General features: G+C 72.2%; 21 protein-coding genes. 11 read left to right on the top strand and 10 right to left on the bottom strand.

Annotated elements, in window-relative coordinates; translation table 11 throughout:
- Positions 1–44: 44 nt before the first annotated feature.
- A complete protein-coding gene (locus CSC66_RS14330; RefSeq protein ID WP_162378091.1) occupies positions 45–1,409 on the top strand; it encodes a DUF3300 domain-containing protein in 1,365 nt (454 codons plus the stop codon).
- 14 nt (positions 1,410–1,423) lie between these two features.
- Entirely contained in the window at positions 1,424–2,323 is a 900-nt protein-coding gene (locus tag CSC66_RS14325) for a DUF2950 domain-containing protein (protein ID WP_162378090.1), read from the top strand.
- A 46-nt stretch (positions 2,324–2,369) separates the two neighbouring features.
- On the opposite strand, the gene CSC66_RS14320 is transcribed toward CSC66_RS14325, so the two are convergent.
- Together CSC66_RS14320 and CSC66_RS14315 are read right to left on the bottom strand one after the other, a co-directional pair.
- The gene (locus CSC66_RS14320) at positions 2,370–3,011 is read right to left on the bottom strand and encodes a phasin family protein (protein ID WP_162378089.1); all 642 of its coding nucleotides are present in this window, start codon (positions 3,009–3,011) and stop codon (positions 2,370–2,372) included.
- Between the two features lie 117 nt (positions 3,012–3,128).
- Positions 3,129–3,563, bottom strand: coding sequence for a VOC family protein (locus tag CSC66_RS14315; RefSeq protein ID WP_162378088.1), 435 nt, complete (start codon positions 3,561–3,563; stop codon positions 3,129–3,131).
- Positions 3,564–3,724: 161 nt separating this feature from the next.
- Between CSC66_RS14315 and CSC66_RS14310 the strand changes: the two genes are divergently transcribed.
- Positions 3,725–4,372, top strand: coding sequence for a DUF4136 domain-containing protein (locus CSC66_RS14310; protein ID WP_162378087.1), 648 nt, complete (start codon positions 3,725–3,727; stop codon positions 4,370–4,372).
- Between the two features lie 800 nt (positions 4,373–5,172).
- Here CSC66_RS14310 and CSC66_RS14305 read toward each other — a convergent pair.
- Both CSC66_RS14305 and CSC66_RS14300 read right to left on the bottom strand, forming a co-directional pair.
- On the bottom strand, positions 5,173–5,517 hold the full coding sequence (locus CSC66_RS14305; RefSeq protein ID WP_162378086.1) for an EF-hand domain-containing protein: 345 nt from the start codon (positions 5,515–5,517) through the stop codon (positions 5,173–5,175).
- 128 nt (positions 5,518–5,645) lie between these two features.
- Complete coding sequence (locus CSC66_RS14300) at positions 5,646–6,497, bottom strand: transglutaminase-like domain-containing protein (protein ID WP_162378085.1); 852 nt, start codon at positions 6,495–6,497, stop codon at positions 5,646–5,648.
- Between the two features lie 161 nt (positions 6,498–6,658).
- Between CSC66_RS14300 and CSC66_RS14295 the strand changes: the two genes are divergently transcribed.
- Positions 6,659–7,012 (top strand): cupin domain-containing protein, encoded by a 354-nt coding sequence (locus tag CSC66_RS14295; RefSeq protein WP_162378084.1) that lies wholly within the window; start codon positions 6,659–6,661, stop codon positions 7,010–7,012.
- An 18-nt stretch (positions 7,013–7,030) separates the two neighbouring features.
- Here CSC66_RS14295 and CSC66_RS14290 read toward each other — a convergent pair whose 3' ends face one another.
- On the bottom strand, positions 7,031–8,485 hold the full coding sequence (locus tag CSC66_RS14290; RefSeq protein WP_162378083.1) for a GGDEF domain-containing protein: 1,455 nt from the start codon (positions 8,483–8,485) through the stop codon (positions 7,031–7,033).
- A 230-nt stretch (positions 8,486–8,715) separates the two neighbouring features.
- On the opposite strand from CSC66_RS14290, the gene CSC66_RS14285 reads away from it, so the two are divergent.
- From CSC66_RS14285 to gnd, 5 genes are all read left to right on the top strand, one after another.
- Positions 8,716–9,147 carry a hypothetical protein gene (locus tag CSC66_RS14285; protein WP_162378082.1) on the top strand — a complete coding sequence of 144 codons (432 nt, stop codon included), beginning with the start codon at positions 8,716–8,718 and terminating at the stop codon, positions 9,145–9,147.
- Between the two features lie 63 nt (positions 9,148–9,210).
- Positions 9,211–9,723, top strand: a complete 513-nt coding sequence (locus CSC66_RS14280; protein ID WP_162378081.1) for a DUF1993 domain-containing protein — start codon at positions 9,211–9,213, stop codon at positions 9,721–9,723.
- A 145-nt stretch (positions 9,724–9,868) separates the two neighbouring features.
- On the top strand, positions 9,869–10,285 hold the full coding sequence (locus tag CSC66_RS14275; protein WP_162378080.1) for an OsmC family protein: 417 nt from the start codon (positions 9,869–9,871) through the stop codon (positions 10,283–10,285).
- A gap of 196 nt (positions 10,286–10,481) precedes the next feature.
- Positions 10,482–10,802 (top strand): DUF1330 domain-containing protein, encoded by a 321-nt coding sequence (locus CSC66_RS14270; RefSeq protein ID WP_162378079.1) that lies wholly within the window; start codon positions 10,482–10,484, stop codon positions 10,800–10,802.
- A gap of 185 nt (positions 10,803–10,987) precedes the next feature.
- Entirely contained in the window at positions 10,988–11,896 is a 909-nt protein-coding gene (gene gnd / locus CSC66_RS14265; protein WP_162378078.1) for a phosphogluconate dehydrogenase (NAD(+)-dependent, decarboxylating), read from the top strand.
- A gap of 266 nt (positions 11,897–12,162) precedes the next feature.
- On the opposite strand, the gene CSC66_RS14260 is transcribed toward gnd, so the two are convergent.
- Positions 12,163–13,233: an oxidoreductase gene (locus tag CSC66_RS14260; protein WP_162378077.1), complete on the bottom strand. Its 1,071-nt coding sequence runs from the start codon at positions 13,231–13,233 to the stop codon at positions 12,163–12,165.
- A gap of 182 nt (positions 13,234–13,415) precedes the next feature.
- Between CSC66_RS14260 and CSC66_RS14255 the strand changes: the two genes are divergently transcribed.
- Positions 13,416–13,763 (top strand): BON domain-containing protein, encoded by a 348-nt coding sequence (locus tag CSC66_RS14255; RefSeq protein WP_162378076.1) that lies wholly within the window; start codon positions 13,416–13,418, stop codon positions 13,761–13,763.
- 201 nt (positions 13,764–13,964) lie between these two features.
- On the top strand, positions 13,965–16,157 hold the full coding sequence (locus tag CSC66_RS14250; RefSeq protein ID WP_162378075.1) for a glycoside hydrolase family 3 N-terminal domain-containing protein: 2,193 nt from the start codon (positions 13,965–13,967) through the stop codon (positions 16,155–16,157).
- Positions 16,158–16,323: 166 nt separating this feature from the next.
- On the opposite strand, the gene CSC66_RS14245 is transcribed toward CSC66_RS14250, so the two are convergent.
- The 4 genes from CSC66_RS14245 to CSC66_RS14230 all read right to left on the bottom strand — a co-directional run bounded on the left by CSC66_RS14245 (position 16,324) and on the right by CSC66_RS14230 (position 19,494).
- A complete protein-coding gene (locus CSC66_RS14245) occupies positions 16,324–16,635 on the bottom strand; it encodes a hypothetical protein (RefSeq protein WP_162378074.1) in 312 nt (103 codons plus the stop codon).
- Positions 16,636–16,791: 156 nt separating this feature from the next.
- Positions 16,792–17,289, bottom strand: a complete 498-nt coding sequence (locus tag CSC66_RS14240; protein WP_162378073.1) for a hypothetical protein — start codon at positions 17,287–17,289, stop codon at positions 16,792–16,794.
- A 112-nt stretch (positions 17,290–17,401) separates the two neighbouring features.
- A complete protein-coding gene (locus CSC66_RS14235) occupies positions 17,402–18,661 on the bottom strand; it encodes a dicarboxylate/amino acid:cation symporter (protein WP_238394405.1) in 1,260 nt (419 codons plus the stop codon).
- Positions 18,658–19,494: a L,D-transpeptidase family protein gene (locus CSC66_RS14230; RefSeq protein ID WP_162378071.1), complete on the bottom strand. Its 837-nt coding sequence runs from the start codon at positions 19,492–19,494 to the stop codon at positions 18,658–18,660. Before CSC66_RS14230 ends, CSC66_RS14235 begins: the two co-directional genes overlap by 4 nt.
- Between the last annotated feature and the right edge of the window lie 13 nt (positions 19,495–19,507).

Here is a 19,507-nt window from a genome sequence, read left to right as displayed (position 1 = left end):
CGGCGGGTCGAAATCGATCCGCCACTGCGTCACTGGAGGATCCCATGCGCAACCCAGCGCCCCCGATGCTCGCCGCCGCGATCCTGCTGGCGATGGTCCCTGGTCCCGGCACGACTCCAGCCTGGGCCGCCCCGCAGGCGTCCGCCTCCGCCCAGCCGGCCTCGTCGGGCACCTTCAGCGTCGAGCAGCTGGACCAGATGATGGCGCCGGTGGCGCTGTATCCGGATTCGCTGCTGGCCCAGGTGCTGATGGCCTCGACCTATCCGGGCGACGTCGCCGACGCGGTGAAGTGGTCCGCCGCGCACAAGGACGCCAAGGGCGAGGACGCGGTCAAGCAGGTCGCCGATCAGCCCTGGGACCCGAGCGTGCAGTCGCTGGTCGCCTTCCCGCAGCTGCTGGCCGTGCTCGGCCAGGACCCGGCCTGGGTGCAGAAGATGGGCGATGCCTTCCTCGCCCAGCCCGATGCGGTGATGGCCTCGGTGCAGCGCCTGCGCAAGCAGGCCGAAGCGGCCGGCAACCTCAAGTCGAACGAACAGCAGAAGGTCAGCAGCCAGCCGGCGGCGGCCACCGCCACCCAGCCGGCCACCCAGACCATCGTCATCGAATCGGCCGACCCGGAAGTGGTCTACGTGCCCAGCTACAACCCCAGCGTGGTGTACGGCAGCTGGGCCTATCCCGGCTATCCGCCGTACTACTACCCGCCGCCGGCGTACTACTACCCGGGCGGGGCGCTGCTGAGCTTCGGCATCGGCGTGGCGGTGGGCGGCGCGCTGTGGGGCGACCTGGACTGGGGCCACGGCGACATCGACATCGACATCGACCGCTACAACGAGATCAACACCAACCGCCAGATCGACCGCAGCAGCGACAAGTGGAACCACAACGCCGCCAACCGCGACGGCGTCCCATACCGCGACAACGCCAGCCGCGAGAAGTACGCGCGGCAGAACAGCGGCGCCGCCAATCGCGACGCCTATCGCGGCCGCGACGGCACGCAGGCGCGCGACGCAGACCGCGACCGCGCCCGCCAGTCAATGGAGCGCAGCGGCCTGCAGGCGCCGGCGGCCAGCAATGCGGAGGCGCGCCAGCGCGCCGGCCAGGCCTCGCGCGACATGGGGCCGGAGCAGCGCGCCCGCACCCAGGGGAGTACCGCCAACGCCCGCAGCCAGGGTGGTGCCTCCAACACGCGGGCGCAGCAGGATGCCCGGCAACGCGCGAACACCGGCACCGCCAGCCGGCAGAACAACAGCTTCTCCGGCGCCGGCAACCCGGCCCAGTCGCGCGCCGCCTCCAGCCGCGGGCACAGCAGCTACTCGGCGTCGCAGCGGCCCGCCGGCGCCCGCAGCGGCGGAGCGCCCATGAGCCGTCCGTCGCCGCCGCGTGGCGGTGGTGGTGGCCGCCGCCGTTGACCAGGAGACCTGCCATGACCCGCTCCCTTCTTCTGCTCCCGGTCCTGGGCCTGTCGCTGCTGGCCTGCCCGGCGTCCGCACAGCAGGCCTATCCCACGCCCGAGGCCGCCGCCGAGGCGCTGGTCGGCGCGCTGGGCAGCGAGCGCGCCGACCCGGCGCAGCTGGCCACGGTGCTCGGCCCCGACTGGGGTCGCTATATCCCGCTCGACAACGTCGACCGCGACGACACCGACGCGTTCATCGTCCGCTATCGCGAAAAGCACCTCATCCAGCAATCCGATCCCGGCCGGGCCGTCCTCGCCGTCGGCAAGGAAGGCTGGACGCTGCCGATACCGCTGGTGAAGGGCGCCGACGGCTGGGCCTTCGACCTGGCGGCCGGCGAACCGGAACTGCGCGCGCGCCGGATCGGTCGCAACGAACTCGATGCGATGCAGGCCGCGCTGGCCTACGTCGACGCGCAGGAGGATTACGCCCGCGAGGACCGCGACGGCGATGGCGCGCTGGAGTACGCGCGCAAGTTCGTGAGCAGCGACGGCAGCCACGACGGCCTGTTCTGGGACGACGACGGCACCGGCGAGAGCCCGCTCGGTCCGCTGTTCGGCGACGACACGCCCGACGGGGTCTGGCACGGCTACCACTACCGGATCCTGGAAGCCCAGGGACCGTCGGCACCGGGTGGCGCCTACTCCTACCTGCTCGGCGAGAACATGAGCCGCGGCTTCGCCCTGGTCGCCTGGCCGGCGCGCTACGGCGACAGCGGGGTGATGACCTTCATGGTCAGCCACGACGGCGAGGTGTTCGAGAAGGACCTCGGTCCGGACAGCGCCAGGCAGGCGGCCGCCATGGCGGTGTTCGATCCGGACAGCAGCTGGCAGGAAGTATCCGACACCGCCGCGGCCGCCGCCTCGCCCTGAGCACGGCAGCCGACGCCGGTGCCGCCGGCACGGCGATGGCGCGCGATCAGCGACCGGTGCCGCGCGTCTTCTTCGCTGCCTTCGCGGGTGTCTTCTTCGCTTTCTTGGCGGTCGGCGTGCGCGCCTTCTTCGCCGCCGGCTTCCCCGCGGCTGCCTTCCTCGCCGTGGTCTTCTTCGCGGTCGCCTTCCTCGCCGCCGGCCTGGGGGAAGTCTTGTCCGCGGCCGGCGCGGCGGTCGGGGCCTTCTTCGCCACCGGCGTGCGCGGCGCGGCGGCCTTCCCGAAGATCGCCGTCCACTGCGTGTCCACCGCCGGCACGGCCAGGCCGAAGCCGGCCTCGTCCATCGCCGCGATGGTTTCGTGCTGCCAGCGGGCCAGCGCCTCCTGCAGGTCGCGGGCGAAGCTGGACTGGGCGGCCACCGCGATCTGCGCCGCCGCCTGCTGGTCGCCGAAGCGCTGCTGCAACTGCCGCCAGAACGCGTCGGCCGGCAGCGAGGCCAGCTTCTGCCAGTCGCCGGCGGCCATCAGCTGCTGCAGCTCGGCGCCGTTCTCGACCAGGCCATCGTTGACCAGGCGCTGGCCGAACTCGAGCCAGTGCCGGCCGCTGTCCTGCAGCAGTTCGCCGATGCGCACCTGCAGGTCGAAGTTGGCCTGGTACAGGGCGAGCGGAAGATCGGTGGGGTCGTTCATGCGGGTGTCCTCGTAAGGGGGGAGGAAGGCATGGGTGGTCGCTGGCGCACGCCACGGAAACAACGCTAGCGGCTGGGTAGGCGGCGGGCAACGACCGTCCATCCGGACGCATGCGGCTCAGCCCTCGAAGGTCACCTTCACCGAGTCCGCGCTGCGCCCGGCCGGGCCGTGGTACACGGCTTCGATGTTGTTGCCGTCCGGGTCCAGCACGAAGGCGGCGTAGTAGCCGGGATGGTAGGGACGCTCGCCGGGCGCGCCGTTGTCGCGGCCGCCGTGGGCGAGCGCGGCGGCGTGGAACGCATCGACCGCGGCGCGGTCGCGGGCCTGGAAGGCGAGGTGGTGGCGGCCGGTGAGCTGGCCCTGCGCCGCCTCGCTGTCGGCGGTCGAGACGAACAGCTCGTCGGCCCAGAAGTAGCCGTCGCCGCTGCCGCCCATCGGGACGCCGAGCGCGTCCAGCACCGCCTGGTAGAAGGCCTGGCTGGCGGGCAGGTCGCGCACCACCAGTTGCAGGTGGTCGATCAGGCGGCCGCGGTGCAGTTCCTGGGTTTCCATGCTCGGGGACTCCGTGTCGGGTGCGGGGCCCCACCTTGCCGCATGCGCGGTAAGCGGGCGTGAGCGGCCGGGCGCCGATGCCATCGCCGCCATCGCCCGGGGCGGGCCGGCAATTGGCTATGCTTGGGACGCATCCTTCGCGAAGTCAAAGGAGTCGTTCCGTGAGACCACGTCCCGTGTCCGTCCGCGCCACCGCTTCGCTGCTGCTGTCCTGCATGCTCGCCGCCACCGCGGCCTGTTCCTTCTCGCCCAGTGCGGCGCGCGCGCCCGCGCCCGCCGGCCACGTCACCGTGACCACGCAGGCCTCGGTGTTGCCGGGGCAGGGCTATGCCTGGGTGCCGATGCCCGCGCCCACCGCGCCCGAGCGCGACGCGCGGGTGCAGGATGCGCAGTTCCGCGAGGCGCTGCAGGCCTCGCTCGACCGGGCGCTGCAGGCCAAGGGCTATCGCCTGGTCGATCGCGCGGACGCGGCGTTCGTGGTCGCCCACCGGGTCGGGGTGCGCGACGTCAACGAGGTGCTGGCGGTACCAGGCGAGGCCGGCGCGGTCACGCCGATGGCGGGCGTGAAGTGCTCCGGCGGCAGTTGTTCGCAGTTGATGGTCACCGGCGAGGGCACGCCGGCGCAGCGCACGCGCAGCAGCGAGCGCACCGAGGGCGGGCTGCTGGTCGAGGTGATCGAGCCGCGTAGCATCCGCGTGGTGTGGCGCGCGCTGAACACCGGCACGGTGCGGCCGGGGGAGTGGACGCAGGACCGGCTCGATGCGGTGGCGACGCAGACGCTGGCGGGGCTGCCGGCATACGGTCGTTGACAGGCGGGTTTGCGGGCGTCGGCCGGGCGGCTATTCGCGTCGGCCGCCGCAACTGCAGCGTAAGGAATGAACGCCGGGGGTTCGCGCCTCCGGCGTTCCTATTTTTCCGCTTCTGTCGAGGCGTTGGACAGGTTGACCTGCTGGAGCGCCTGCTCTCCGGGCCCGGTTGCAGCGTCCGGAAACGTGAGCTCCAGGCGGGGCCGTTGAGCGGGGAGCGCCAGCTCCGGAAGGGGCCACCGCACCCTGGCGGTATGGCCCACCCTTCGGGACGACATCCTGTCTTTACGAAGGGCCGTGGCACATCCATGTGCCACTTGGGCCATACCGCCAGGGTGCGGCGTCCTTCGTGGGCTTGGAGGTCGCGGCTTCGTTCGAAGCAGGGCGCAGCGGGCGCGGTGAACTTCGCAGCCAGCGTGGCGATGGTGTATTGGTTGCCGCGCTGGGCGCTGCGCGCCGAATCGCTCGAATCCGCATGGCCGGTGTCGTCGACTCCCGTGCTTGCGGTGATTCCTTGCAGCTCACGACACGCCAGGAGCGGCTAGCCCGGTGGCTGGGCCCGCCGAACGGTCATAAAAAAGCCGTCGAAGGTAACGGAATGATCGAAGCCATGACCGCGACTTGCTGGACGACCCCCATGGTGGCAGCACGGCGGCCCCCTCCGGAGCCAGCGCAACCTTACACGGTCGCCCCCACCGAAGCCGACCACCCTCCGCCGCTTTGCGAAGACAGCTTTCCGGCGCATAAGAAAGTCCGCCTGCAAGCAGCAGGCGGACCGTGCAGATGACCTGCAGTGCGCTGGCTTACGGTTCGGTCGTGGTCGCCGGCTCGGGGGACTTCGGGTTGGTGGTCGGCACCGGGCGGCCCTTGGCGCGGACGTCCTTCTTCTCGCCCGGGGTCATGCCGCGCTCCTTGCCCACGTCGATCTCCTCGTCGTTGACGTAGCCGTCGCCGTTGACGTCGTACTTGGCGAAGTCGTCGGCGGTCTTGTGGCCGCCGGCGGTGAACTCGCTCAGCGACAGGCGGTTGTCGCCGTCGAGGTCCATCTTCCTGACCTTGTCGGTGCTGGACATGTTGCCGTCGCCGGCGAACGCGGCGCCGGCGAACGCGAAGGCGGCGGATGCGAGGACCAGGGGAAGCTTCTTCATCGTCGGTCTCCTTGGAAGGACGGCGACAGACCGTCCGGACGTGGGTCGATCTTCCTGCCGGCGCCGTGGCAGTGGCGCGAAGGCTGCGGCTGCAGCGCGTGAAGGGCGGCGCGCTGCTCGCCGTGCGTTCAGGCGACGCAGCGCAGCGGCCCGCTGCCCAGGTCCAGCGACTCCGGGCCCGCTTCCCAGGTATGGATCTCGAAGCGCTCGAGCGTGTTGGGGCCGAAGGTGCTGCTGATCGCCACGTCCGCCGCGTCGCGCCCGCGCGCGACCAGCACCCGGCCGATCCGCGGCACGTTGTGGCGCGCGTCGAAGGTGTACCAGTCGCCATCGAGCCAGACCTCGAACCAGGCCGAGAAATCCATCGGCGCATCCACCGGCGGCACGCCGATGTCGCCGAGGTAGCCGGTGCAGTAGCGCGCCGGGATGTTCATGCAACGGCACAGGGCGATCGCGGCGTGGGCGAAGTCCCGGCACACGCCGCGGCCTTCCTCCAGCGCGCGCGCCGCGCCGCGGGTGGCATCGGCGTGCGGATAGCCGAACTCGATCGCGGCGTGGACGTGGTCGCAGATCGCCTGCACCCGCGCCCAGCCGGCGGGGACATGGCCGAAGTGGTCCCAGGCGTACTGCATCAGCGCGTCGGTCTCGCAGTAGCGGCTGCCGCGCAAGAACACCAGCGTGTCTTCCGGCAGGGCCTCCACGGGCACCTGCATCGCATCGGGTTGCTGCCGGTCCGGCTGGCCGGAATCACGGACGACCGCGTCGGCGGCCAGGACCAGCAGCCCGGCGGGCGCATGCAGGCGCACGCAGGTGTTGCCGAATTCGTCGCGGTAGCGGCGCAGCGGCACCGCCGGGTCGGTATGGAGCGGCACCGAGGCGACCACGTCGCCGCTGCGCGAGCCGTGGATGTCCAGCATCACCACCATCGGCGTCGGCTGCACGAAGCGGTAGGCGATCTCGAAGCCGAGCCTGATCAGCATCGGACGTGTCCTGCGGTGACGGGGAAGCGCACAGTGGCGCGCGCGCCTGCAAGGCACCGTGAAACCGCTGCCGTGAAGCTGTCGCGTTCAGCTGCATGGATACGCGCGGTTCACGAGGCGTTGGCGATCGTCGGCCCACGTCGCACGCGAAGGGGAAGGGCATGGAGCATCGGCGACTGCGCTTCGGCCGTGGCTTTCGCGTGCTGTTCGACCGGCGCGGCGTGCAGGCCGCGCAGATGGTGATCGCGCCCGGGGCCAGCGAAGGCGGCCCGGACAACCGCCATCGCGGCGCCGAGCAGTGGCTCTACGTGGTGGCCGGCTCGGGCGTGGCGATCGTCGCCGGCGCGCGCCGCGCGCTGGCCGCCGGCAGCCTGCTGCTGATCGAGCGCGGCGAGGCGCACGAGATCCGCAACACCGGACGCACGCCGCTGAAGACGCTCAACTTCTACTCGCCGCCGGCCTACACCCGGGACGGCGACGAGCGCCCCGCCGGGCGGCCGCCGCGACGCCGCTGACCGGCCCGCGCGCGCGGCCTAGTGGGCGATGCTGACGCGGTTGCGGCCGTCGCGCTTGGCCTGGTACATCGCGCGGTCGGCGCGGCGCAGCAGGTGGTCGCGGTCCTCGCCGAGCTGGCGCGCGGCCACGCCGGCGCTGAACGCGAACGCGATGCGCTGGCCCTCGTGCACCGCCGGTTCGGCGGCCAGCCGCTTCTGCAGGCGCTGCACCACCGCCTGCGCCTCGGCCAGCGGCGTGCCCGGCAGCAGCAGCACGAACTCCTCGCCGCCGTGGCGGCAGATCGCATCGCCAGCGCGCAGCGTGGCCTGGGCCAGGCTGACCAGGTGGCGCAGCGCCACGTCGCCCCCGGCATGCCCATGGCGCGCATTGAGCCGGCTGAACTCGTCCAGGTCGATCACCGCCAGCGACAGCGGCCGTGCCTCGCGCTCGGCGCGCAGCGATTCGCGCGCGTACTCCTCCTCGAACCCGCGCCGGTTCAGCGCGCCGGTCAGCGGGTCGCTGCGGAGCAGGTCGCCGACGTCGCGCAGGCGCGCCTCCAGCTCGCGGATCCGGTCTTCGGCCGCGTCGACCTCGGCACGCGCGGCCAGCATCTGCTCGCGCGACTGCAGCGCCTGCGCCTGCAGGCGCGCGGTGTCGTCGAGCACGTCCTCCAGGCTGTGGCCGAGGTCGGCGATGGTGCGGGCCTGCCGGATCGCGCCCATGTGCACCTCCAGGCGCGACTGGAACTCGCCGGTGCTGGCGGCCATGCCGTCCAGCCGCTCGACGAAGGACACCATCATCACCCGCATCGCGTCCTTGGACTGGTCGATGCCCCGTTTCAGCAGCCCCTGCTGGTAGGCCAGCTCGCGCAGCCCCTGGCGGGTAGCCTCCAGGGTCTGGCGGTCGGGATTGCCGGCCAGCAGTTCGCGCACCACCGCCACCTGGCCGCGCAGCCAGCTGCCGTCGTCGAGCAGTTCGAACAGGTTTTCCAGCAGCAGGTCGAACAGGCCCAGCAGCAGGGCCTGCTGCTCGCTGGTTTCGCCGGCGTGCACGCCGACCTGGTGGCACAGCTCGCGTACGCGCAGCGCCAGCGGCGCCAGGTCGCTGCCGGGCCGCCACTGCTTCAGCTCGCTGCCCAGGGCGGTGGACTCGCCGGCCAGCGCCGGCAGCGGCTGCAGCAGCGAGGCCAGGGCCACGCCCAGCGCCTGCCGCAGCAGCTCGCGCAGCTGGTCGGATTCGGCCATCGCGCCGCTGTCCAGGCTGCGGGCGAAATCCTGCAGGTACTTGTCCAGGAACTGCTGCAGCAGGCGCTGGTAGCTGCGCCAGTCCTCGCCGCGCGCGGCCGACTGCAGGCGCTTGCCCAGCCCGCCCAGTTCCCCGGGCAGGGCGGCCATGCCGTCGGCGAAGGCGGGCAGCACCGCAAGCGGCCCGGTCGCGTCCGGCGCCGGGCCGGGATCGCGCAGGGAGGCGGTAAAGCGGCGATCGATGGACATCTGGGGCTCCGGGTGGATCGGCTCGCGCGTGCGATGCGGGCGGCCGGGCGGGATCACGGGGGTCGTCGGGATAGCGGCCGCCGCGGGCCGGGGTTTAGCGGCATTGGCGCGGCGGGGGCGCGCCGGTGCCCGTGGGTCCGGTCCGCCGCGCGCGGCACTGCCCGGCCGGCGGAGGGAGGGGTAGGCTCTGCGGGGCGGCAACGGCGCCGCGAGGGGAGGAGCTCATGCAGATGCAGTCCGGGCCCGTGCGGCCCAAGGCTTACTGGTGGGTGGCGATACTGGCCCTGGTGTGGAACCTGCTGGGGCTGGCCATGTTCGGGGTCCAGGTGACCATGGACGAGGCCCGGCTGGCGACGCTGCCGGAGGTCGACCGGCAGATATTCCTGGCCACGCCGGCCTGGTTGAACGTGATGTTCGGGATCGGCGTCATCGGCGGGGTGCTCGGTGCGCTCGGCCTGCTGCTGCGCAGGCGCTGGGCCGTGCCGCTGTTCGCGGTCTCGCTGCTGGCGGTGGTGGTGCAGTTCTCCGGCGCCTACGCGCTGACCCCGGCCTGGCAGGCCTATGGTCCGGCAGGGCTGGCGATGCCGGTGCTGGTGCTGGCCTTCGCCGCCGGGTTGTGGGTGTATGCCGGGCGCTGCCGCGCGCGCGGCTGGTTGCGCTGATCCACCCGATGCGCCGGCCTGGCCGGCCGGCGCATCTTCCCGTTCCCGCCTGCGGACTCCGTCATGACCCCCACGATCTCGATGTACGGTGCGTCCATCCCCGCCTTCGTGCGCGCCCTGCGCAACCTGCGGCACGTGCTCGAACGCGGCCAGGCGCACGCGATCGAGCGCGGCTTCGATCCGGCCGTGCTGCTTCAGTCCCGGCTGGCTCCGGACATGCGGCCATTGCTCAACCAGGTGCAGATGGCCAGCGACACCGCCAAGAACGGCGCCGCGCGCCTGGCCGGGGTCGAGGCGCCGGTGTTCGCCGACGACGAGACCGACTTCGCCGGCCTCTACGCGCGCCTGGACCGCGCCATCGCCTACCTCGGCACGTTCGCGCCGGCGCAGATCGACGGCAGCGAAACCCGACCGGTGGTGCTGCGCACCCCCGGCGGCGAGCATGCCTTCGAGGGCCTGGACTACCTCACCGGCTTCGCCCTGCCCAACCTGTACTTCCACTTCGCCACCGCCTACGCGATCCTGCGCCACAACGGCGTGCCGCTGGGCAAGCTGGATTACCTGGGCCGCAGCTGACGGCCGCGGTGCGAGGATTGCCTGCAATGGCAGTCTTCGCCAGGAGCGAGGTGCGCTTGGCGTGCCTCGCGACTCAACCGGGCCGAACTGGCTTCGCCATTCGGCTCATCTCGGCCATTAGGCCGCCCGGAACGGAGGGGTGCACGTGGAGATCTCCGCGCAGGTCCGGAACGAGCCGGGGCAGAACGCTGTACATGTCTCCACTGCCGGCTCTACCAAGTCGCTGGACGTCCCCTCGAAAGAATCGGGCTTCGGCAGTTCCGTGAATGGCGGCGAGCTCCTGATGCTCGCCCTCGCCACTTGCTACTGCAATGACCTGTATCGCGAGGCCCAGCGGCTCGGCATCGCCATAACCGGGTGTGAAGTAATCGCCTCCGCGCGGTTCGGAGCTGTAGGCCTGCCTGCGGAGTCGGTCACATACTCGGCGAGGGTGGACTCTTCCGCTTCGGATGAAGAAATCGAGTTCCTGCTGTCCGAGACGGATCGGCTTGCGGAGATACACAACACACTTCGCTCGGGCTGTCGGGTGCAACGGGTCGCGTGGCATGGGCCCGCGGCCTGACGGTCAGACCAAGCCGACGCAGCGGTTCCGGTTCGGCGGATACCCTGGCCCAGCCATGGGCGTGTCTCATCCGCGCAGGTGCGTGCCGCTCGAGCGGTTTCGCGACCTGGACCGTCGGCGGCCCGCCCGCACCGGAGCGCCCCCGATCGCGAAGGCGTTAGAGTGCCCGGTATTCGAAGATTGCCAGGAGAGCTCGATGCGCGCTTACGCTGTGGCCGTGATACGGGAGACGCGGTTCGGTCCGGAGATCATGGAGTACCTGCAGAGGATCGATGGCACGCTGGCGCCGTTCTCCGGCAGGTTCCGCATCCATGGCGGCCCGTACGAGCCGGTGGAAGGTGCGTGGTCCGGCGACCTGGTGGTCATCGAGTTCCCCAGCATGGAGCAGGCGCGCGGCTGGTACGAGTCCGACGCCTACCAGGCGATCCGTCCCTTGCGTGCCGGGCATACCGAGGGCGACCTGTTGCTGGTCCAGGGCGTGCCGGACGACCACAAGGGCGTGGACCTGCTCGGCTGAAGGACGGGGTGCGCGCCGGCGACTACGCAGGGAGGCCTGGCGCGTTCCGGGAAGCCTGGCGTGCTGGCCCGGCGCCGAGGGTGTCGCTGCCTCACCGTCGACGGCGGTGCTGCGTTCCAGCGCCGCGGGTGGTGTGCATCCTTCGCCCTGTGCGAGGCTTGGCCTTTCGCACGCGAGGAGGTCGCATGGACATCGGCATGGTCGGGCTGGGACGGATGGGCGCGAACATGGCCGCGCGGCTGAAACGCGGCGGCCATCGCGTGGCCGGCTTCGATCCGGGCGCGGCCGCGCGCGAGGCGGCGCAGCAGGCGCACGGGTTGGAGACGTTCGATTCTCTCGCCGCGCTGGTGGCCGCGCTGCCGGCGCCGCGCGTGCTGTGGCTGATGGTGCCTGCCGGCGCGGCCGTGGATGCGACGCTGGACGCGCTGGGCCCGCTGCTGCGCGCGGGCGACATCGTGGTCGATGGCGGCAACTCGAACTACAAGGACAGCCAGCGTCGGGCGGCGCAGTGCCGCGGGAGCGGCATTCATTTCCTCGATTGCGGCACCAGCGGCGGCGTGTGGGGACTGGCCGAGGGCTACAGCCTGATGGTCGGCGGCGAGGAGTCGGCCTGCGAGCGGTTGCGACCGCTGCTGGAAACCCTGGCGCCGGCGCCGGACCGCGGCTGGGGCCGGGTCGGCCCGAGCGGCGCCGGCCACTTCGCCAAGATGGTCCACAACGGCATCGAGTACGGAATGATGCAGGCCTACGCCGAGGGCTTCGCGATCATGCAGCGCAAGGAATCGCTGGCGCTGGACCTGCCGCAGGTGGCGGAGATCTGGCGGCATGGCAGCGTGGTCCGTTCCTGGTTGCTGGACCTGGCCGCCGAGGCGCTGGAGGACAACCCGGCGCTGGAGGGCATCGCGCCCTACGTGGCCGACTCGGGCGAAGGCCGCTGGACGGTGGCCGAGGCGATCGAGCTGGACGTGTCGGCGCCGGTGATCACCCTGTCGCTGATGGAGCGGCTGCGCTCGCGCGACAAGGACTCCTTCGCCGACAAGATGCTCGCCGCGCTGCGCGACCGCTTCGGCGGGCATGGGGTGAAGCGCGGCTGAGCGCTGCGCCGGCGATGCGGGCGGCGACGGCTCCGGGTGTGTGTGTAGGAGCCCATCCTCATGGGCGACACGCCACCTGCCAGCGCGCAGCCGCCTTGGGGGTGCGTCGGGTCGCCCATGAGGATGGGCTCCTACCTAGAGGGCGGCGGACTTTGTAGGAGCACAGCTTGCTGGCGACATGGCGTCGGTGCGCGGTGGCATCGCCCGTGCAGCGGACTCGAGTCGCGAGTGCTTTTCCACGGACGGATGTCTGGTCCTCGCTGGACCTAGAAGGTGCGTTCGTCGGGGAACGGCACTTCGCGACGCCCGGCGTCGCTGCGCAGGCCGGCTTCGATCACCCGCATCACGGTGAGGGCCTCTTCCCCGGTCACCGGGGGCGCGGTGCCCTCGAGGATCGCGTCGCGCAGGCGCGCGTAGTACGCGGGGTAGTCGCCGGCCGGCGCGGGCGACGGCGCCTGCTGCACGCCATCGTCGCCGGCACGCAGCCACGTGCCGGGGCGCGGATCGTGGCCCCAGCCCTCGCCGCCGGGCAGCATGCCCGCGCGCAGCGCGTCCTCCTGCGGGTCGAGCCCGTGCTTGATCCAGCTGCCGCCGGTGCCGTGGACCGCAAAGCGCAGGCCGTGGGCGGGCAGCGCGGCGGCTGGCACCAGGGCGCCGGCGTGCAGCACCACGCGCAGGCGCCGGTAGCGCAGCTGCACGTGGAAGTAGTCGGTGGCCTGGGCGCCGTCGCGCTGCTGCGCCAGGTCGGCGTGCACCGCGAGCGGCGCGCCGAACAGCTGCACGGCCTGGTCGACCAGGTGCGGGCCCAGGTCGTACCACAGCCCGCTGCCGGCGCCGGCGCGGTCGCGCCAGCGATCGGGCACCTGCGGACGGAACCGGTCGAAGTGCGAGTGCAGTTCGGCGACGTCGCCCAGCGCGCCGCCATCGAGCAGGGCGCGCAGCGCGAGGAAGTCGGCATCCCAGCGTCGGTTGTGGAACACGCTGAGCACGCGGCGGGCTGACGCGGCCGCGTCGATCACGGCCTGCGCCTGGACCACGTCGAGGGCGAACGGCTTGTCCACCACCACGTGCTTGCCGGCCTCCAGCGCGGCCAGCGCCAGCGGCGCGTGGGTGTCGTTCGGCGTGGCCACGACGACGAGGTCGATGTCCGGATCGGCGAATGCAGTCGCCGGATCGCCGACCACGCTGGCGCGCGGATGCGCGGCGCGGACCTTGGCCGGATCGCGCGACACCACCGTGTGCAGGCGCAGGCCGGGCGTGCATGCCACCAGCGGGGCGTGGAAGACGCTGCCGGCCAGGCCGAAGCCGACCAGGGCGACGTTCAGTTCGCGGGCCATCGTGCACCTGCGTGGCATGGCGGGGAAGTGGCGCATTACACGCGCCATCGACGCACCCGTGCAAGTGCGCTCATCGCACTGAACACTGCACAACCTTCACGCCTGGATTCACCGTCGCTGCACGTCTTGCCGCCGACACTCGCTCCAAACCACACGGCACAGTGCCGTAACAGGAGGGACCCATGCGCAAGAGCACCACGATCCTCGCCGCCGCCCTGACCGCCGTACTGTTCTCCGGCGCAGCCATGGCCAACGACGACAAGCCGGCGAAGAAGCCCGCCGCCGAAGCGGCCTCTGCCCAGCCGGTCGACGACACCTGGATCACCACCAAGGTCAAGTCCAGCCTGCTGGCCGACACCGCCGTGGCCGGCACCAAGATCGACGTCGATACCGTCAACGGCGTGGTCTACCTGACCGGCACCGCCAGCACCCAGGCCCAGGCCGACCAGGCCAAGAAGGTCGCCGCCGGCATCCAGGGCGTGACCAAGGTCGACACGTCCAAGCTGAAGGTGATGCCATCCGGCGGCTGATCCGGATCGGTCGTTTTGCTGGCGCACCGGGGTGACGACGGTGCGCCACGGCGGCGCGGGGCCTCGCGGCTCCGCGCCGCTTTCTTGTGCGGCGGTCGCCGGCGTTACATTCCATTACATGCGTGAAGAGGGCCCCGACGACTGGTGGCGGGCCGGGGCTCCGTTAGAATCGGCCCTCCGCCGCCCAGCCGCCGACGCACGATGCCGATCGCCCACCCCGCCACCGACGCGAGAATCGAGTCCCTGCTCGCGCGCATGACCGTCGAGGAGAAGGTCGGTCAGCTCGGGGTGTTCGCCGACATGGTCCGCCCGTTCGCGCCGGACGTGAATCCGGAAGTGAACGTCAGCAATGCCGCCCAGGTGCTGGAGCAGGTGCGCGCCGGCCAGGTCGGCTGCCTGTTCAACGGCGTCGGCGCCGCCCAGGGCCGCGAGATCCAGCGGGTGGCGGTGGAGGAGAGCCGGCTGGGCATCCCGGTGCTGCTGGCCGCCGACGTGATCCATGGCATGCGTACCGTGTTCCCGATCCCGCTGGGCGAGGCGGCCAGCTTCGAGCCGCAGCTGGCCGAGCGCACCGCCCGCGCCACCGCGGTCGAGGCCACCGCCGCCGGCCTGCACTGGACCTACGCGCCGGCGGTGGATATCGCCCGCGACCAGCGCTGGGGCCGGGGCGCGGAAGGCGCGGGCGAGGACACCTTCCTCGGCTGCGCCTTCGCCGCCGCGCGCGTGCGCGGCTTCCAGGGCGAGGACCTGCGCGCGGCCGATTCGCTGCTGGCCACGCCCAAGCATTTCGTCGCCTACGGCGCCGTCGCCGGCGGCATGGACTACAACTACGTCGAGATCGCCGAGGGCACCCTGCACGACGTGCACCTGCCGCCGTTCAAGGCCGCCGTCGATGCCGGCGCGCTGACGGTGATGACCGCGTTCAACGACATCAACGGCGTGCCGGCCAGCGCCAACCACGCCATGCTCACCGGCGTGCTGCGCGATGCCTGGGGGTTCCCCGGCCTGGTGGTGTCCGACTACACCGCCGACATGGAGCTGGTCGCGCATGGCTATGCCGAGGACGCGCGCGACGCGACCCGCCGCGCGTTCCTGGCCGGCATGGACATGAGCATGCAGAGCGGGTTCTACGCCGAGCACCTGCCCGGCCTGGTGGAATCGGGCGAGGTGCCGGTGGCGCTGCTCGACGAGGCGGTGCGGCGCGTGCTGTCGGTGAAGTCGGCCATCGGCCTGCTCGACGATCCATACCGCTCGCTGGACCCGGCGCGCGAGGTGGACACCTCGCAGCGGGCCGCGCACGAGGCGCTGGCGCGCGACGCGGCGCGGCGCTCGATCGTGCTGCTGAAGAACGAGGGCGACGTGCTGCCGGTGTCGCGGCAGGCGCGGATCGCGCTCATCGGCCCGTTCGCGCGCGACGTTGACAACATCGAGGGCTGCTGGACCCTGTTCGGCGACAAGTCGCGCTACGTGACCCTGGAAGCCGGCCTGCGTGCGGCGCTGCCGGAAGGCGCGGCGCTGGACGTGGTCGATGGTTGCGCCCTGGAAGCGCCGCTGGATGGTGGCATCGAGAGCGCTGTGGCCGCGGCGCGCGGCGCCGACGTCGTGCTGCTGGCGGTGGGCGAGCCGCAGCGCTACAGCGGCGAGGCGCAATCGCGTACCCGGATCGTGCTGCCGGCGGCGCAGCAGGCGCTGGCCGAGGCGGTGGCCGCGACCGGGACGCCGGTCGTGGTGTTGCTGCGCAATGGCCGCGCGCTGGCGCTGGAAGGCGCGGTGCGCGATGCGCAGGCGATCCTGGTGACCTGGTTCCTGGGCAGCCAGACCGGGCACGCGGTGGCCGACGTGGTGTTCGGCGAGTACAGCCCGTCGGGGCGGTTGCCGGTGAGTTTCCCGCACGATTCCGGGCAGCAGCCGTTCTTCTACAACCATCCGCGCACCGGCCGCCCGGAAACGCCCGAGATGACCGAGTTCAAGGCGCGCTGGCGCGAGTATCCCAACACCGCGCTGTACCCGTTCGGCCACGGCCTGGGTTACGGCCGGATCGAGTACGGTGCCACCCGGGTCGATGCGCCGGCGCTGGAATGGGACGGCAGCCTGCAGGTGCGCGCGACCGTCGCCAACACCGGCGCGCGCGCGGCCGAAGAGGTCGTGCAGCTGTACGTGCACGACCGGGTCGGCAGCCGGGTGCGCCCGGTCCGCGAGTTGAAGGGCTTCCGCAAGTTGCGGCTGCAGCCGGGCGAATCGCGCGAGGTGGTGTTCACGCTGTCGCGCGCGCAGCTGGCCTTTACCGGCGCCGATGGCCGCTTCGCCGCCGAGCCGGGCGCGTTCGACGTCTGGATCGCCCCATCGTCCGTGGCGGGCGAGCCGGCGCGGTTCGAGCTGCTGGCGTCGCGCTGAGAAGCGACCTCGTTCCTGCGCGAGAGCCCTGTTTCCCCGTGTAGGAGCCCATCCTCATGGGCGACCCGACGTCTCCGGCCGGCGACGCGAGCATGCTGGCCAGCAGCCGCATCGGCCAAGGCGGCTCGCGTTGCCGATGAGGATGGGCTCTACAGGGGGCATTGGATTACATGCCGCGCGGCTCGCCGCGTTCCCAGGCGCGCAGCGCGGCCTGGCGCGCGCGCTGCCAGTCCAGTCGCGACAGGCCCTTGCTGGCCGCCCAGTCGCGCTGCAGCTGCTCGTCGAGGCTGTCGAAGTCGCGGCCGGGGTGCTGGTGCCGCGCCTGGTAACCCAGGCGGTAGGCGGGTTCGTAATCGTCGTAGCTGTCGCCTTCCAGGAAGTAGGGTTCGCTGCGGAACTGCTGGTTCCAGTAACCGGAATCGGGGAACGACTCGACCGGCGCGCGGCCGGGGACCTGGTAGCCGGGTTGCGGACTCATGGCGGGCTGTCTCCTGCACGTGGGGCTGGCATCCACGATAGGAGCGGAGCGGTTAATACCTGTAGCCCGCGGCGTGAGTGCGATGTTAGCCGCGGGCTGCAGCACGCGTGGCGCACTGGATGGCTCAGGGCTCGAGTGCTTGTCGGTGCGGTGCGCTCAGCTGACCGCGGTGGCCGCCTCGTACGGCAGCGGGTGCGCGCCGGCGCGGATCACCGCCTGTTCGGCTCGCGCCAGGGCCTCCTCGTCGGCGTCGACGACCAGCAGGATCCGGCCCGCCTCGATCGCCTCCTCGAACTGGCGCCGTACCGGGTCGGGCACGGTGGCGCCGACGAGCGCCGAGGACCAGGAGCCCACCAGCGCGCCGACCGCGGCCATCAGGCCGGCACCGGCGAGGGTGATACCCAGCGGCGGCACCGCCACCGCGATCAGTCCGGCGACCAGGCCGACCGCGCCGCCGCCGGCGGCACCGCGCAGCGCGGCGGGCACCATGTCGGTATGCGCCTCGCGCAGGTCGTCGGGCACCGCGTCCATCTCGATGTCGGAGCGGGCGATCAGCGACAGCGCGTCGCGCTCGATGCCGGTGTCGCGGGCGGCGGCCAGCGCCGCCTGCGCGGCGGCGAGGTTGGGCGAGGCGTAGATGCGTCGGGTCTTCATGCGGCGTGCTCCGGCGGGGGGAGGGCGGCCGGCAGGCAGGGCGCAGCGGCCGCGGAGGGGGCCACTGTCGGTCGCGCACGGTGACACGCGCGTGAGCGCGCGCCGCGGGGATTCAGCCCGCAGTCGGCGGGTCGGAGGCTTCCGGGCTCTGCCGGGCGACGATCGTCGTGGCGGTGAGGTCGCCGGTGACATTGCCGGTGGTGGCGAACACATCGGGAATGGTGTCCACAGCCAGCAGCAGGCCCAGCGGTTCCACCGGCAGGCCCATCGACTGGGTCACCGGCATGACCGTCGCCATGAAGCTGACCTGGCCGGGCAGGCCGACCGAGCCCAGGCTGATCACCACCGCCAGCGCCGCGCCGGCGGCCAGCTGCACCGCGGTCAGCTCGATGCCGTAGGCCCAGGCGACGAAGGAGGCGGCGACGATGTACTGGATCGGGCTGGTGATGCGGAACAGGGTTACCGCCATCGGCAGCACCAGCGCGGCGACGGCCCGCGGCAGGCCGAGGCGCTCGCGCGCGCTCTCCAGCATTGCCGGCAGTGAGGCCAGCGAGGACTGGGTGCTCGCCGCCACCACCTGCGCCGGCAGGATCGCGCCGGCGAACGCGGCCGGCGAGCGGCGCGCGAACACGGCGATGAGCACGTAGCAGATCGCGATCGCCCCCAGGTACATCGCGCACTGCAGCAGGATGTAGCCGGCCAGCGCGCCGACCACGCCCAGCCCCGCCTGCGCGCACACCGCCAGCATCAGCGCGAACACGCCGACCGGCGCGGCCAGCAGCACCCAGTGCACGATCACGATCATGGTGTCGGCGATGCCGTGGCACAGCCCGATCACCTGCGCGCGGCGCTCGCCGTCGATGCGGGTGAGGGCGAAGCCGAAGAACAGCGCGAACACCACCAGCGGCAGCATCGCGCCCTGTGCGGCGGCCATGATCGCGTTGGACGGGATGACATTGCCGATCCACTGCGCCAGCGACGGCGCCGCGGCGGCATCGGCGCTGGTGGCGGAGGCCTGCAGGGTGGCGGTCAGCGCCGGGCTGGCTGGCACCAGCGAGAGCAGCGCCGGCGCGACCAGCGCGGCATAGCCGGCGAAGAACGCCAGCATCGCGATGAACACCACCATCGCCCGCCGTGCCACCCGCCCGGACGCGGCGGCGTCCGAAGCGGTGGCCACGCCGAGGATCACCAGCGCCAGCACCAGCGGCACCACGGTCATCTGCAGCGCGCTGAGCCAGAGCCGGCCGATCGGCTGGGCGATGCCGGCCGCGGTCGTGGCCGCATCGGGCTGCCAGTGCGCCAGTGCGAGGCCGAGGATCGCGCCGGCGGCCAGCGCCAGCAGCACCCGCGCGGTCGCGCCGGGCCACCTCACCGTTCCGGCTCCGCCGGTGCCGGCGCCGGCAGTTGCCAGCGCGTGGCCAGGCGCGCGTATTGCGCCCGGGGCAGCAGGACGAAGCGCGGGGCCTTGTCCGCATCCAGCCATTCCAGCATCGCTTCCATGTCGGCATCGGCCATCGCGGTGCAGCCGGCGGTCGGCTCGCCGGGCGCGCGCCACAGGTGGGCGAAGATGCAGCTGCCGCCCTGCGGCACGTTGCCGGGGTTGTGTTCGATCACGAAGCCCAGGCGGTAGCTGGGGTTGCCGTCGCGGTGCAGGTCCAGCCGCATTGGCTCGCTCGAGCCGGCGACCGCATCGGCGCCGACCTGGCGGGCATCGACGATGCGGTTGTAGTGGGGCGAGGCCGGCACGTCCATGCACCAGTCGTCGCGCGTCATCGCCTGGTAGGGCAGGCCGGAGGCGACGGCGTCGGCGTAACCGAACGCGGTACCCAGCGCGAACACCCCGGCCGGGCTGCGCCCATCGCCCTCGCGCTTGCGCGGGCCGTCGTCCACGTCGGCGGCGGCATGCAGGCCGGTGCCCCAGGCGCTGCCGTGGCGGCCGATGCTGACCGGGAACGACGCCACCTCGGTCCACGGTGCCGCGTCGTCGGGACGTTCGAAGCGACGCGCCATGCCCTGGGCATCGTCCCAGCCATCGGTGGTGACCAGCACCAGCTGCTGCGCGCCGCGCAGCGGGTCGTCCGAACCGGAGGGGTTGCCGGCGGACTCGCCGGCCAGGGCGGCGATGCCCCACGCCAGTCCGAGGGCGGCCAGCAGCGGCCAGGCGAAACGGGAGGCACGGGGTGTCGCGTCGGGATTCGCGGGCATCGAGTCGGGTCGG

The organism is Pseudoxanthomonas kaohsiungensis, from assembly GCF_010211765.1.
Taxonomy (GTDB): Bacteria; Pseudomonadota; Gammaproteobacteria; order Xanthomonadales; family Xanthomonadaceae; genus Pseudoxanthomonas; species Pseudoxanthomonas kaohsiungensis.
This window is presented reverse-complemented; position numbering and strand designations above follow the sequence as displayed.